10 protein-coding genes and 1 pseudogene are annotated in these 14,884 nt (G+C 43.8%); 10 read left to right on the top strand and 1 reads right to left on the bottom strand.

The features are described 5' to 3' along the window. Positions 1–150 precede the first annotated feature (150 nt). The 9 genes and pseudogenes from AU387_RS02735 to rhaA all read left to right on the top strand — a co-directional run bounded on the left by AU387_RS02735 (position 151) and on the right by rhaA (position 12,482). Positions 151–2,139: a methyl-accepting chemotaxis protein gene (locus AU387_RS02735; protein ID WP_059334733.1), complete on the top strand. Its 1,989-nt coding sequence runs from the start codon at positions 151–153 to the stop codon at positions 2,137–2,139. A gap of 126 nt (positions 2,140–2,265) precedes the next feature. Next, a pseudogene (locus AU387_RS22350) lies at positions 2,266–3,306 on the top strand (cache domain-containing protein); the annotation flags it as partial. Then, on the top strand, positions 3,301–4,251 hold the full coding sequence (locus AU387_RS22345; protein ID WP_370542283.1) for a methyl-accepting chemotaxis protein: 951 nt from the start codon (positions 3,301–3,303) through the stop codon (positions 4,249–4,251). The pseudogene AU387_RS22350 and the gene AU387_RS22345, both read left to right, overlap by 6 nt. 111 nt (positions 4,252–4,362) lie before the next feature. Next, a complete protein-coding gene (locus AU387_RS02725) occupies positions 4,363–6,351 on the top strand; it encodes a methyl-accepting chemotaxis protein (protein ID WP_059334729.1) in 1,989 nt (662 codons plus the stop codon). A 143-nt stretch (positions 6,352–6,494) separates the two neighbouring features. Further along, positions 6,495–8,564, top strand: a complete 2,070-nt coding sequence (locus AU387_RS02720) for a bifunctional rhamnulose-1-phosphate aldolase/short-chain dehydrogenase (protein ID WP_059334727.1) — start codon at positions 6,495–6,497, stop codon at positions 8,562–8,564. A gap of 57 nt (positions 8,565–8,621) precedes the next feature. Then, positions 8,622–9,407 carry a DeoR/GlpR family DNA-binding transcription regulator gene (locus AU387_RS02715; RefSeq protein ID WP_059334725.1) on the top strand — a complete coding sequence of 262 codons (786 nt, stop codon included), beginning with the start codon at positions 8,622–8,624 and terminating at the stop codon, positions 9,405–9,407. Next, on the top strand, positions 9,404–10,861 hold the full coding sequence (gene rhaB / locus AU387_RS02710) for a rhamnulokinase (RefSeq protein ID WP_059334723.1): 1,458 nt from the start codon (positions 9,404–9,406) through the stop codon (positions 10,859–10,861). Before AU387_RS02715 ends, rhaB begins: the two co-directional genes overlap by 4 nt. A 15-nt stretch (positions 10,862–10,876) precedes the next feature. After that, positions 10,877–11,230 (top strand): L-rhamnose mutarotase, encoded by a 354-nt coding sequence (rhaM, locus tag AU387_RS02705; RefSeq protein ID WP_059334721.1) that lies wholly within the window; start codon positions 10,877–10,879, stop codon positions 11,228–11,230. Beyond that, positions 11,208–12,482: an L-rhamnose isomerase gene (rhaA, locus tag AU387_RS02700; protein ID WP_059334720.1), complete on the top strand. Its 1,275-nt coding sequence runs from the start codon at positions 11,208–11,210 to the stop codon at positions 12,480–12,482. Before rhaM ends, rhaA begins: the two co-directional genes overlap by 23 nt. Before the next feature lie 40 nt (positions 12,483–12,522). Here rhaA and AU387_RS02695 read toward each other — a convergent pair whose 3' ends face one another. Then, positions 12,523–13,509, bottom strand: a complete 987-nt coding sequence (locus AU387_RS02695; protein WP_059334718.1) for a Gfo/Idh/MocA family protein — start codon at positions 13,507–13,509, stop codon at positions 12,523–12,525. A 180-nt stretch (positions 13,510–13,689) separates the two neighbouring features. Between AU387_RS02695 and AU387_RS02690 the strand changes: the two genes are divergently transcribed. Then, positions 13,690–14,856: an AI-2E family transporter gene (locus AU387_RS02690; protein WP_024122625.1), complete on the top strand. Its 1,167-nt coding sequence runs from the start codon at positions 13,690–13,692 to the stop codon at positions 14,854–14,856. The last annotated feature ends 28 nt before the right edge of the window (positions 14,857–14,884 follow it).

The raw sequence follows: 14,884 nt of genomic DNA, 5'->3' as shown, positions 1-14,884 counted from the left end.
CGCTGTTTTTTTGTATAAGAAATAATATAAAAGACCTGTCTAAATCGGTGAGTTTTGAACTATTCTTCATTTTTTCCTTCATTTTCAATGTAAGATAAAGGAATATCAGCCGATATAATTTGTAAATTATTGAAAGAAGGTTCAAGAGGAATGAAAAAAACACTCACCACCATTCGCAGATCATCAATTGCCAGGAGACTCATTATTTCTTTCCTGCTGATCTTAATTGTCCCGATTACGGCACTATCGGTAAGCGCTTATCAATCAGCAGTTGCATCTCTTGACATACAGATGACGCAAAGCGCAAAGGAAAACGTTCAAATATTAGATAACATTATTGATGGCAAGATCAAAACGACTGAAAAAAGCCTCTCGTTTTTCAGCGATTGGGCGACAGCAGACAGGTTGAAAGACAAGGAAAAAACGGAGCTCAAACAAGAATTTAAACAATTTATTCAAATGAATGACAATGTCGCTGCGGTGTTTTCAAGCAGCAAAGACGGAACATTCACACGCTATCCGCACGCAGACATGCCGAGTGACTTTAATGCTTTAGAACGTGACTGGTACAAAGAATCCATGGCTAATAAAGGAAAGACAATTGTGACCGAACCTTACGAATCCATTTCATCAGGAAAAATGGTTGTTACCATTGCACGCCAGACAAAGGACGGATCAGGCGTTGTCGCCATGGATATGAAAATCGATGATCTTGTGGCTACAGCAAAAGAAATCAGTATTGGTAAAGAAGGCTATGCCTTTATCCTCAGCCAAAATAAAAAAATCATCGCTTACTCCGGTGAAAAAGCGGGAACGCAGTTAGAAGGGGAGTGGATAGACAAACTTTACAAAGACAAAAGCGGCGACTTCGAATATACGCACAAAGGAAAGAAGAAGAAAATGGCGTTCGCCACAAGCGAAACGACAGGCTGGAAAATCAGCGGCACGATGTATGCCGACGAGATTCATGATGCCGCAAGCAGGGTTCTTGTTATGGCATCAGTTGTTCTGGCCATTGCCATTGCAGCCGGAATAACGGCGATTTATTTTGTCATCCGGTCGATTACAAGGCCTTTGAAACGCATCGTGGCGTCAGCTGAAAAAATCAGCAAAGGCGATTTAACAGAAACGATAGAAATCAAATCAAAAGACGAACTCGGTGTTCTGAGCCAAAGCTTCAACAATATGGCGCACTCTCTCCGCTCGCTGATCTGCGGCATCAAAGAATCTGTAGAACATGTCGCCTCATCGTCAGAAGAGCTGACAGCTTCCGCAGATCAGACAAGCAAGGCCACTGAACACATTACAATGGCGATCGAACAATTTTCAAACGGAAGCGAAAACCAGAGCGACAGAATCGAGACGACAACAGAACAAATTAACGAAATGAACGACGGACTGGCAGAGCTGGCCCGGGCAGCGGCAGTCATTACAGAAACCTCTGCAGACGCCACCGAAGTGTCAAGCGCAGGGGAAACACTCGTTCAGAGAACAGCCGGCCAAATGAATACGATTGATCATTCTGTGAAAGAAGCGGAGAAAGTGGTCAAAGGCCTGGAAATCAAATCAAAGGATATCACAAATATTTTACGTGTTATCAACGGCATCGCAGATCAAACCAATCTTTTAGCATTAAATGCCGCCATTGAAGCGGCGAGAGCAGGCGAGTACGGACGAGGCTTTTCTGTGGTCGCTGAAGAAGTGAGAAAACTTGCGGTACAGTCGGCAGATTCAGCTAAGGAAATTGAATCGCTGATCAGCGAAATCGTAAAAGAGATTCATACATCATTAAACGTGCTTCAATCTGTGAATAAAGAAGTGGAAACAGGTCTGGTCATGACAGACGAAACAAAACAAAGCTTTAACCATATATCAAAAATGACGAATCAAATTGCCGCAGAACTGCAAAACATGAATGCGACGGTTGAACAGCTGTCGGCGGGTTCTCAGGAAATATCCGCTGCTTCTATAGATATCGCCGCTATTTCTAAAGCAAGTTCGGACGGCATTCAAGATATCGCCGCTTCAGCCGAGCAGCAGCTTGCCTCCATGGAAGAAATCAGCTCATCGGCGCAGACGCTTGAAAAAATGTCCGAAGAGCTGCGAGATTTGACAAAACGATTTAAATTGGATAATTAATAGGTCTAAATCACTAATTTTTAATAGGGATTTAGTTATTTTTCTTGAATTTCTTCTTTTTTAATGTATATATTTACCCATTTTCAGCCGATATGAAGGGTAGCATAAAAAAGGAGAAATGAACTGATGAAAAAAATACTCCAACTTATCAAACAGAGATCAATTACACGGAAGCTTCTTGTTTCCTTTCTATCGATTCTCATCATACCGGTTGCCATAGTAGCTGCGATTGCTTATGAGTCTGCCAGCAGCTCGCTCGACAGACAGATGATGGGAAGCGCCCTAGAAAATGTACAGCAACTAAACGACATCATTAACACCAGCATCGGAGAAAAAGAAAACAGCGCCGAATACTTTAGTGAATGGCTGACACAAAAGAAATATAAAGCAAAGAGCAATGCCAGCATTGAAGAGAAATTCTCACAATATATTAAAATCAATAAAGACGTGGAATCCATTTATACGAGTGACAAAGACGGGCGCTTTACCCGTTATCCGGATTTGCCGATGCCAAGCGATTATAATCCCGTTGAACGGGACTGGTACAAAAAAGCGGTTGCCAATAACGGCAAAGTCGTCATAACAGATCCATACAAAACAGCATCTACGAACACAATGGTTGTGACAATTGCCCAGCAGACAAAAGACGGATCAGGCGTTATCGCGATCAACATGACGATCGATAACCTGCTGAAAACGACGAAACAAGTGAACATCGGCACAGAAGGCTATGCTTTTATTATGACGAAAGACAAAAAGGTCGTTGCGCATCCTGATGAGACTTCAGGAACCGAATTGAAAGGCGACTGGCTTGAACAGATGCTGTCTGCCGATAAAGGCGATTTTCAATACAGCATGAACGGCGATAAGAAAAAAATGGCCTTTGATACGAACAAGCTAACGGGATGGAAGATAGGCGGAACCATGTATCTGGACGAGATTCACGATGCGGCTAAGCCTGTGCTTCACCTCGCATTAATTGTCCTGATTGCAGCCATTCTCGTTGGTATCATCGTGATGACATTGGTTATTCGATCAATCACGACACCGCTGAAACAGCTTGTCGGTTCATCTAAGCGGATCAGTGAGGGAGATTTAACGGAAACGATTGATATCCGTTCAAAAGATGAACTGGGCGAACTGGGCAAAAGCTTTAACAATATGGCGTCTTCACTTCGCTCTCTCATACACGCCATTCAGGATTCGGTAGACAATGTTGCCGCTTCCTCCGAGGAATTGACGGCATCTGCCGCGCAAACAAGCAAGGCGACCGAGCATATCACATTGGCAATAGAACAATTTTCAAACGGCAATGAAAAACAAAATGAAAACATCGAAACAGCGGCGGAGCATATTTATCAGATGAATGACGGATTGACGAATATGGCTCAAGCTTCTGAAGTCATTACAGATTCATCTGTTCAATCGACAGAAATCGCGAGTGCGGGCGGACAGCTTGTTCATCAGACTGTCGGCCAAATGAACGTGATAGACAAGTCCGTGAAAGAAGCGGAACAAGTTGTTCGCGGATTGGAAACCAAATCAAAAGACATCACAAACATTCTGCGCGTGATTAACGGTATTGCTGACCAGACGAACCTGCTTGCACTAAACGCTGCCATTGAAGCGGCGCGCGCGGGTGAATATGGACGCGGCTTCTCCGTCGTAGCGGAAGAAGTCAGAAAGCTGGCTGTACAGTCCGCTGATTCAGCTAAAGAGATTGAAGCGCTCATCATTGAAATTGTGAAAGAAATCAACACATCTCTCGGCATGTTCCAGTCTGTGAACCAAGAGGTGCAAACAGGCCTTGACATCACAGATCAAACAGAGACAAGCTTTAAACGAATCTCTGAAATGACAAACCAGATAGCCGGAGAACTGCAAAACATGAGTGCGACGGTTCAGCAGCTTTCTGCCAGCTCTGAAGAGGTATCGGGAGCGTCTGAGCATATTGCATCAATTTCAAAAGAAAGCTCAGCCCACATTCAAGATATCGCGGCATCAGCCGAACAGCAGCTTGCTTCTATGGAAGAAATCAGCTCATCAGCAGAAACACTTTCAAGCATGGCTGAAGAGCTTCGCGATATGACAAAACGGTTTAAAATCGAATAATGAGTCAAAACACCCAAGGTTCTGCACTTGGGTGTTTTTTTAGTTTTTTTATTAAAGCTTTTATCCTAGCTTGACGATATTATTTTTAGCTTAAAGGAGGAATTATCGAGAATGGGAAAATTCATACATTGGATCAAACAGCCATCAATCAGCAAACCGCTTATCGCTGCGTTTCTGACAGTGCTCATTTTGCCGATTGGGGTATTAGCATATTTCAGTTATCAATCAGCTTGGAACGCGCTGGACAGGGAACTCACGAATAGTGCAATAGGAAACGTTGAAGAACTCAACAGCACACTTGAAAACAAATTGAAAAATAAAGTAAAAGCAATAGATTATTACAGTGAGACGATTGATAAAGACATATTACAAGGCAAAAATAAAACCTTACTGAATGAAAAATTTAAGCAGTACACAACACTAAATGCCGATGTAGGAGCAATCTATGCGGCTTCAGAAAATAAAAAGCTTTACAAATATCCGGAAAGCGGCGTTCCTAAAGGTTTCGATCCGACAGAACGTGACTGGTACAAACAAGCCGTTGCGAAAAAAGGACAGGCTGTATTCTCAGAGCCGTATACTGACGAAGCGACAGGAGATATCGTTGTTACGATTTCCAAACAATTAAAAGATGGCTCAGGGGTCATAGCGCTTGATTTAAATCTGGATGAAGTGCTGGCAGCTTCACAGAGAATAAAAATCGGTAAAAACGGCTTTGCATTTATTACAACAGGCAACAAAAAATATATCGCCCATCCGACGATTAAGCCAGGAACAACTGGATCCGGCGACTGGACAAAAGAGGTATATTCAAAAGCAGACGGCTCATTTGAATACACCTTCGAAGGCAAAGAAAAGAAAATGGCATTTGCGACAAATAAACTGACAGGGTGGAAAATCGCAGGTACGTATTTTGTCAGTGAATTGCAAGATGCTTCAAGTCCGGTACTGAACACTGCCGTTATCATTCTATGCGTGTCAATTGTGATCGGCGGCATACTCATTCTCTTTATTATACGCGCCATCACCAAACCGTTAAGAAAACTGGTTTCAACATCTGCGAAAATAAGCAGCGGAGATTTAACGGAAGTAATTGATATTCAGTCGAAAAATGAGTTTGGCCAGCTAGGAGAAAGCTTTAACGAGATGTCTGAATCATTGCGTTCTGTCATCGGTGTTATTCAAACGTCTGTAGAAAATGTCGCATCATCTTCTGAAGAACTGACGGCAAGTGCGGCCCAAACGAGTAAGGCGACTGAACACATTACGCTGGCAATCGAACAGTTTTCAAATGGCAACGAGGCGCAAAGCGAGAAATTGGAAACAAGCTCAGATCATCTTTCTCAAATGAACCACGGCATATCAAAAGTGGCCCAGGCTTCATCGACCATTACAAAGTCTTCAATCCAGTCCTCTGAGGCAGCCGGAAGCGGAGAAAAACTGGTAGAGCACACAGTCGGCCAAATGAAGACAATCGATGAATCCGTTCAAAAAGCTGAAGCCGTCGTCAAAGGCCTTGAAACAAAATCTCAGGACATTACCAGCATCTTAAATGTAATCAATGGCATTGCCGATCAAACGAACTTGTTGGCTTTAAATGCAGCAATTGAGGCAGCCAGAGCCGGAGAATACGGCAGAGGCTTCTCTGTTGTAGCGGAAGAGGTCAGAAAACTTGCTGTGCAATCTGCAAGTTCTGCGAAGGAAATTGAAGGATTAATTCAAGAGATTGTCAGAGAAATCAGCACGTCGCTCTCTATGTTCCAATCCGTGAATCATGAAGTAAAAGAAGGTTTGCAAATTACAGATCAAACAGCTGAAAGCTTTAAGCAAATCTATGAGATGACATCGCAAATATCCGGTGAATTGCAAAATCTGAATGCGACGGTTGAACAGCTGTCAGTCGGGTCACAGGAAGTATCAAGTGCGGTTGAGGAGATTTCCGCAGTAGCGAAAGAAGGCTCAGCGGGCATTCAAGATATCGCAGCTTCGGCGGAAGAGCAGCTTGCGTCTATGGAGGAAATCAGCTCTTCAGCTGAAACATTGGCGAACATGGCGGAAGAACTTCAAGACATTACGAAAAAATTTAAAATTGAATCTTAATAGAAAAAGAAAGCGGCATATCTTTGCTGCTTTCTTTTTTTTGTTTCTTGATAAAAACAAAAACAAACAAAAGGTATTCAAAAACAAACAAACATCATATATAATGAAAGCGGATACAAATAAAAGGGATGGGGGAAGATGAAATGGTGAAACATGTATGGGAATCAGAACATGCCGCCCAGCTGCCTAAGGGTGTTGAAGAGTTGGTGTATCGGTCCAATTTAATCGGTGCAGACCGCACTGTATGCAACTGGGGCGGCGGCAATACGTCGATGAAAACAACGGAGAAGGATTTCAGAGGCCGCGAAACAGAAGTGATGTGGGTAAAAGGTAGCGGCTCAGACTTGGCAACAATGAAAGCGCATAACTTTACCGGCCTGAGATTAGATGACATCCGTCCGCTGATTGAAAGAGACCAGATGTCAGATGAAGAAATGGTAGATTACTTGTCTCATTGTATGATAGACAGCAAACATCCCCGCCCTTCCATTGAAACACTCTTACACGCATTTTTGCCATACAATCATGTTGACCATACCCATCCGGATGCGATTATCAGTATTTGCTGCGCAGATCATGGAAAACAAATTGCCGAAGATATTTACGGCAGGCGGTTTGTGTGGGTGCCATACGTTCGCCCGGGATTTACTCTGTCTAAAATGATCGCAGACGGCGTGGCAAACAATCCAAATGCCGAGCTTGTCTTAATGGAAAAACACGGCTTAGTCACTTGGGGAGATACGTCAGAGAAGTGTTATGAGAAAACGATCTCCATTATTCAAGAAGCTGAGCAGTACATTCATGAACGCATCAACCAAAAACAGCGATTTGGCGGCAGGCGATACGAGTCACTGCCAGCAGATAAGCGGAAACAAATTCTGGCGGGTATCATGCCTGTTATCCGAGGAGCTGTAAGCGATGAAAAGAAAATGATCCTCTCCTATGACGATCATGAAGAGGTATTAGAATTTGTAAACAGCGTGCAAGCGCCGGAGCTTTCTCAAATTGGCGCTGCGTGTCCGGATCACCTGGTTCATACAAAGCGTGTCCCGCTGTACATTGAATGGAATCCGGAAACGCAAGATGCACAGGAGCTGGAGGATCTTTTGAAGTCAGGGATCGAGCGCTTCAAAGCAGAGTATCAAGCTTACTTTGCACGCAATCAGCAGGAAGGGGATCAAATCTTTGAATCAGCGCCGCGTGTCATATTGATTCCTGGCATTGGAATGGTCAATACGGGAAAAAGCCTTGCCATGTCAAAAGTTAGCGGTGCTTTATACCAGAGAGCTATTGCTGTAATGAAAGGATCTGCCTCACTCGGACGATTTGTTTCATTAAACGAAAATGAATCCTATCATGTTGAATACTGGCCGCTGGAATTATATAAACTCACGCTGGCCCCGCCGGAAGCAGAATTTTCTCGAAAAGTAGCATTGATAACAGGTGGAGCCGGCGGAATCGGAAGTGCAGCCTGCCGGCACTTTGCAGCAGAAGGCGGACACGTGATCGCGGCTGACCTGAATGTAGAAGGCGCACAAAAAATTGCCGAGGAAATAAACGAAACGTACGGAGAAGGACGCGCAATGGCTGTCAAAATGGATGTGACAAATGAAGATGAGGTACAGTCTGCCTTTGAACAAGCAACGCTTACCTACGGCGGCATTGACATTGTCGTTAATAATGCCGGGCTGGCAACATCAAGCCCTTTTGACGAAACAAGCCTAAAAGAATGGAATCTCAATATCAATGTTTTGGGAACCGGCTATTTCCTCGTGGCCCGCGAAGCGTTTAAGCAAATGAAACAGCAAAACATAGGCGGAAGCATGGTGTTTGTGGGATCGAAAAACGCTGTCTATGCGGGAAAAAACGCTTCAGCCTACAGTTCGGTAAAAGCACTTGAAACCCATTTGGCTCGATGTATTGCGGCAGAAGGAGGAGAATACGGCATTCGTGTAAACTCAGTTTTGCCTGACGCGGTTCTCCAAGGCTCAGCGATTTGGGGGTCAAGCTGGCGGGAGGAACGGGCTGCGTCATATGGAATAGAGCCGGATCAGCTAGAGGAACATTATCGGAAACGCACAACGCTTTTGGTTAATATTTACCCGCAGGATATTGCCGAATCAATCGCGTTTTTGGCTTCGTCTAAAGCTGAAAAGACGACAGGGTGTATGATTACAGTAGACGGCGGCGTCCCGGCAGCTTTTACGCGTTAGAAGTATGCTATGATATGGGAAAAGCAAGGCGGATATTAATGAGGAAGGACGTTACCGATGTTAGTAGCAGAACGGCAGAAAAAAATAGTCGAACTAGTGAATAAGCGTTTAAGCATCCGCGTATCCGAATTGAGTGACCTATTTTCTGTCACAGAAGAAACGATTCGGCGGGACCTTGAGAAGCTTGAGAAAGAGCATAAGCTGAGCCGCAGCCACGGAGGTGCGGTCAGCATTCAGCAGCAGGAGTCGGAAATTCATTTTTCTGAACGTGAAATTACAAATGTAATAGAGAAAAAAGCCATTGCTCATGAAGCGGCCAAATATGTAAAAAGCGGTGACCGAATCATTCTCGATGCAAGCACCACTGCATGGTACATGGCGAAAATACTCCCTGATATTGAGCTCACCGTCATTACAAATTCAATGAAGGCAGCCATTGAACTGAGCAAAAAACAAAAAATATCAGTTATCTCAACCGGCGGTATCTTGCTGACAAAATCATTATCATTTGCGGGACCGTTAGCTGAACGTTCACTAGAAACCTATCATGTAAATAAAACCTTTCTGTCCTGCCAAGGGTTTGATATGGAACATGGAATGAGCGACTCAAATGAGTGGCAGGCACTGCTTAAAATACGGATGATTGAAAGATCTGATCAGACCATTTTGATGGCCGATTCAAGCAAATGGGGGAACCGCGAGTTTTCACATATCGCCTCTTTGCAGGATGTCAGCTGCATCATTACCGATTCCAGACTTGATCCGGTATCAGTAAAAGCCCTTGAAGAAAAGAATGTGAAAGTAACAGCCGTCCCCCTTCCTAAAGAAAGGGTGAAAGGATGATATATGCTGCTGTTGATATAGGGGCATCAAGCGGGAGAGTCATCATAGGCGAACTCCAGAAAGGAAAGCTTGCAGTACAAGAGATTCACCGATTCGCAAACGGCTTCATGCAAAGAGACGGACATGGCTATTGGGATATTGATCATTTGCTAGAGCAAATCCTGCAAGGGCTGCAAAAGGTGAAAGCCCTTGGCTATGACTGCTGCACCGTCGGCATTGATACATGGGCCGTTGATTACGTCTTGCTGGATGAGAAAGGAAGCCGCTTACGAGAAGTCATATCATACCGGGATAAAAGAACAGAGAACACAATGGAGAAGCTTGCGCAAACGATATCAAAAGAAACAATCTATCAAAAAACAGGCATTCAGTTTCTGCCATTTAACACAATCTATCAATTATATGAAGAAGACCGAGAGCTGCTGAGACAAACAGAGCAGATTTTAATGGTGCCGGATTATTTAGGCTATTGCTTAACCGGCAAAGCAGCAGCGGAAATCACAAATGCGTCCACGACCCAGCTCTTAAACGCCTTAACAGGAAAGTTTGATCCCGAATTGCTCGAGGCCGTGTCTGTTAAGGAACAGCAATTTCCGCCGCTGACTGAACCGGGACAGGAACTCGGCATGCTAAGAAATGATTGGTTTCCAGGCTATGATTTGCCGGCTTGCAGGGTGATTACCGTCGCAACGCATGATACTGCTTCAGCTGTCCTCGCCGCACCAGGCATAAACAATGATTGGGCGTATATCAGCAGCGGAACATGGTCGCTAATCGGAATGGAGAACGAAACGCCGATTATAAATAAACTCGCGTTGAAAAACAATTATACAAATGAACGCGGCGCAAACAACACCATTCGTTTCCTGAAAAACATCATTGGCATGTGGATGATACAAGAAGTCCGGAAACAATTACGAAAAGATTATGAATTCCATCAACTGGCAGAAGAAGCTGGAAAAACAAAACCGTTTCAGCAGTTTATCAACTTAAATGATGATCGTTTTCTGAATCCGAACGACATGATAAAGGAAATACAACATTATTGCAGAGAAACCTTCCAACAGATTCCTCACACCGCAGGCGAACTTGCCTGCTGTATCTACAGCAATTTAGCCATCATCTATGCGATAGCCATCTCAGAACTAGAAACCATTACAGGGAAAAACATTCAACAGCTTCATATTATTGGAGGAGGCGCCCAAAACGACTTCTTAAATCAATTAACCGCTGATATGAGCGGAAAAACGGTATACGCCGGACCTGCTGAGGCGACAGCCATCGGAAATCTGCTGATGCAAATGATTGCTGCCAAAGAAATAAAGGACGTAAACCAGGCCCGCAAGACCGTCAGAAACTCCTTTCCTATTAAAGTGTTTATGCCTAAAGATCCTGACAGAAGCGCCATCATTCAGTCCTATCATCAAACTGTTTTGAAAGCGCTATCTAAATGAAAAGAGGTGATCAGCTTGAAAAGAAAAGCGAGTATCATGTTCGTCCATAAAGATAAATTCAAGGAATATAAACAGAGGCATGATGACATTTGGCCAGAAATGGCGGAAGCGCTTAAAGCCCATGGAGCGCATCACTATTCTATTTTTTTAGACGAAGAGACAGGCCGGTTATTTGCTTATTTAGAGATAGAGGATGAGGAAAAGTGGAAGAAGATGGCGGACACAGAGGTGTGCCGCAGATGGTGGAAATCAATGGCGCCATTAATGAAAACAAACGCTGATGACAGTCCCGTTTCAATCGATCTGAAGGAAGTCTTTTATTTCGAAATAAAAGGGAGAGAGCCGTATGACGATAAAAGCGAATTATGACAGCGCAAAACAAGAATATGAAAAATGGGGAATTGATGTTGAAGCTGTGTTCCGGCAATTACAGCAAGTTCCGATCTCAATCCACTGCTGGCAGGGTGATGACATTGAAGGGTTTGAAGTGAATAAGGGCGAGCTTTCCGGCGGCATTGACGTCACAGGCAATTATCCCGGAAAAGCGCAAACCCCGGAAGAATTAAGAAGAGATCTGGAGAAAGCTCTGTCTCTCATCCCGGGAAAGCATCGGGTCAACCTGCACGCTATATATGCAGAAACAAACGGAGAAGTTGTTGAACGTGATCAGCTGAAGCCGCATCACTTTGAAAATTGGGTGAAGTGGGCGAAGGGTCTTGGTATCGGATTAGATTTCAATCCGACACTGTTTTCACATGAGAAAGCGGATGACGGGCTTACACTCGCACACCCTGATCCATCCATCCGGGAGTTTTGGATTCATCACTGCATCGCGTGCCGCCGCATCGGAGCGTATTTCGGCAAAGAATTAGGCACGCCTTGCTTGACGAATATTTGGATTCCGGACGGCTATAAGGATATTCCGAGTGACAGGCTGACGCCGCGTAAAAGATTAAAAGAATCATTGGATCGGATATTCCGCGAGGAAATCAGTGAAGATTACAATGTTGATTCGGTCGAGAGCAAGCTGTTCGGACTTGGATCAGAATCATATGTCGTCGGGTCTCATGAGTTTTATTTAGCCTATGCTTTAACGAACCATAAGTTATGCTTGCTCGATACGGGACATTTCCACCCGACAGAAACGGTATCAAACAAGATCTCGGCGATGCTGCTTTACACAGACAAACTTGCCTTGCACGTATCCCGGCCCGTTCGCTGGGACAGTGACCATGTCGTGATGTTAGACGATGAATTGAGAGAAATCGCCCTTGAGATCGTCCGTAATCAGGCATTAGAGAAAGTCGCCATCGGTCTGGATTTTTTCGATGCCAGCATTAACCGTGTCGCCGCTTGGACTATCGGAACGAGAAATATGATGAAAGCTTTAATGTACGCTTTGCTTCTTCCGAATGACCATTTAAAACAATTGCAGGATGAGGGGCGCTTTACAGAAAGGCTGGCGCTGATGGAGGAATTTAAAACCTATCCTTTCGGTGCCATCTGGGATTATTACTGTGAGCAAATGGGAGTGCCGATAAAAGAGGCTTGGCTTGATGATATCAAAGCATATGAACAAAACGTGCTTTTCAAAAGACAGGCATCCTCACCGATCGTTTAAAAAAATCCGCACGCGTGCAACATGCCGCGGGCGGATTTTTTTAGGCTTGATCAGCAGGGTACACAATACCCATCTGTTTTCTTGCTTCCTCCATGATTTTAGCAGTGATCAAGGAGCGTTCATATGTATTTTCTTCAGATTCCTGTTTCTTCTCTTTCACGAGTGAAACAAATTCAGCCGCTTCGTAATACATTGCCGGTTTAGGATCAGAGAGCGAAATGTTTTCCAGGCGGCCGTCACGATAGCGGATTTCCACTCGTTCAGGACGATGAATCGTATCCATTACAATTGTCCCGTCTTCTCCTTGGATTTCAGCAGGCGCGTAGGAAGTTGAGATTTTAGAATGCATCAGTACGGCCTCAAACCCGTCATATGAGAGAATGACGGTACCTTCTCCATCAACGCCGGAAGATAAAGTGTATCCGTTCGCTTTCACGGCTTTCGGCTCTCCAAACAGCACAACGGCAGGGTAAATACAATAGATGCCGATATCCATCAATGAGCCGTTAGACAGCTCTGGCTGAAACGCGTTCAAAACAGTTCCGTTTCTAAACGCATCATACCTTGAAGAGTACTGACAGTAGCTTGCAATAAATCTGCGGATTGTGCCGATTTTGTGGAAGTGTTTTTTCAGCTCTTTAAAATTAGGCAGGAATGTGGTCTTCATTGCTTCCATGAGGACAACACCATTCGCTCTGGCGGCTGAAATCATTTCTTCTGTTTCTCTGGTATTTGAAGCAAGCGGTTTCTCGCATAACACATGTTTGCCATGTTTCATAAAGAGGATCGCCTGCTCCTTGTGAAGAGCATTCGGGCTGGCGAGATATACAGCATCAAAGCCATCGCTTGCGGCCATTTCCTGAAGGTCGGAGAAGGTATGTGCAGCCCCATGCCGAGCGGCAAACTCAGCGGCGCGTTCAGGTGTTCTTGAATAAACGGCTGTGAGCCGGAAATCTTCAATTTCTGAAGCTGCTTCTAGAAAGCGGTCTGTAATCCAATTGGTTCCTACTATTGCAAATCGTATCACGCATATCGCTCCTTTTGTATGATATAGCTAAATTATAGCTTAAAAAGAAGAAAAGCACATGATAGATCAAATCACATTTTTTAGTTAAGGAAGTTTTTCCAGCAATTAGCGGTTTTTATTTTTCATTATAGGTACGATAGTGTACAATTTACTTAAACTATGTATGACGGAGGAACGATAGTGGAGACGTTGCAAACATGGAGCGGCAGATTCAAGCGATTCTTCTTGGACAACAAGTTTGTTTTATTTTTGCTTGTTCTGCTGCTGATTGGTTTAAATATTCTCGTATTTACAAAAACATCATTTATTTTCACCCCGATCATTGTTCTGCTCAAAACGATATCGCTTCCGATTATTTTAACAGGCATTGTTTTTTATCTGTTAAACCCTGTCGTTGATTTCCTTGAGAGAAGAAGAATCAGAAGAATCTATTCTATTTTGCTGTTATATCTGTTGATTATCGGGCTGATCACGATCACAATCGTGTCGATTATCCCCTTTTTAAAAGAGCAAATTATGAGTTTGATTGACAACATCCCGAGATATGTGGATGTTGTTGAGAATCAGACAAAAGAACTGATCGGCAGTAACTTTGTCAATCAGGCGCAGCAAACGATGAACATTAATATATCTGATCTCGCGACAAAGGTGTCAGATCAGGCAGCGACGATTGTAAACAGCACCTTTACCGGCGTTGGGAATTTTATCGGCGCCTTAACTGAGATTATCATTTCGATCGTGACAGTTCCATTTATTCTTTTCTATCTGTTAAAGGACGGAAAGAAATTGCCGATCTACATACTGAAGTTTGTGCCGACACAATTAAAAGAGCAAACATACACAGTTTTAAGCGAAATGAATCATCGGCTAAGTTCTTATATCAGAGGACAGATCATTGTCAGCTTCTGCATTGGATTTTTGCTGTTTATCGGCTATTTGATCATCGGACTGGATTACGCTTCGCTACTTGCCGTTATTGCGGCTTGTACAAGCATCGTGCCGTATTTAGGTCCGACAATCGCCATTACGCCTGCGATCATTATCGCTATTGTGACATCGCCTCTGATGCTGCTCAAGCTTGTGATCGTCTGGACAATTGTTCAGCTTATTGAAGGGAAACTGATCTCCCCGCAAATTATGGGGAAAAACCTTCATATCCACCCAATCACCATTATTTTTCTGCTGTTAACTGCCGGCAAGCTGTTTGGTGTTATCGGAATTATTCTTGCGATTCCGGGCTATGCAGTTGCCAAAGTCATTACGACACATTTATTTGACTGGTTTAAAATGCAGTCGCATCTATACGATGAAGAAAAAAATGAAAATGCAAAGAGTCATAAAGCATAAATTTCATTTATAGTTATATAAGACGGGC

This window comes from Bacillus halotolerans (assembly GCF_001517105.1).
In the GTDB taxonomy this organism is placed as follows: Bacteria; Bacillota; Bacilli; order Bacillales; family Bacillaceae; genus Bacillus; species Bacillus halotolerans.
Note: the sequence above shows the minus strand (reverse complement) of the source record. Positions and strands in the feature narration are given on the sequence as shown.

Coding starts and splice junctions, on each gene's coding strand:
- AU387_RS02735 (WP_059334733.1), top strand. CDS start 151: ATGAAAAAAACACTCACCACCATTCGCAGATCATCAATTGCCAGGAGA.
- AU387_RS22345 (WP_370542283.1), top strand. CDS start 3,301: ATGGCGTCTTCACTTCGCTCTCTCATACACGCCATTCAGGATTCGGTA.
- AU387_RS02725 (WP_059334729.1), top strand. CDS start 4,363: ATGGGAAAATTCATACATTGGATCAAACAGCCATCAATCAGCAAACCG.
- AU387_RS02720 (WP_059334727.1), top strand. CDS start 6,495: ATGGTGAAACATGTATGGGAATCAGAACATGCCGCCCAGCTGCCTAAG.
- AU387_RS02715 (WP_059334725.1), top strand. CDS start 8,622: ATGTTAGTAGCAGAACGGCAGAAAAAAATAGTCGAACTAGTGAATAAG.
- rhaB (WP_059334723.1), top strand. CDS start 9,404: ATGATATATGCTGCTGTTGATATAGGGGCATCAAGCGGGAGAGTCATC.
- rhaA (WP_059334720.1), top strand. CDS start 11,208: ATGACGATAAAAGCGAATTATGACAGCGCAAAACAAGAATATGAAAAA.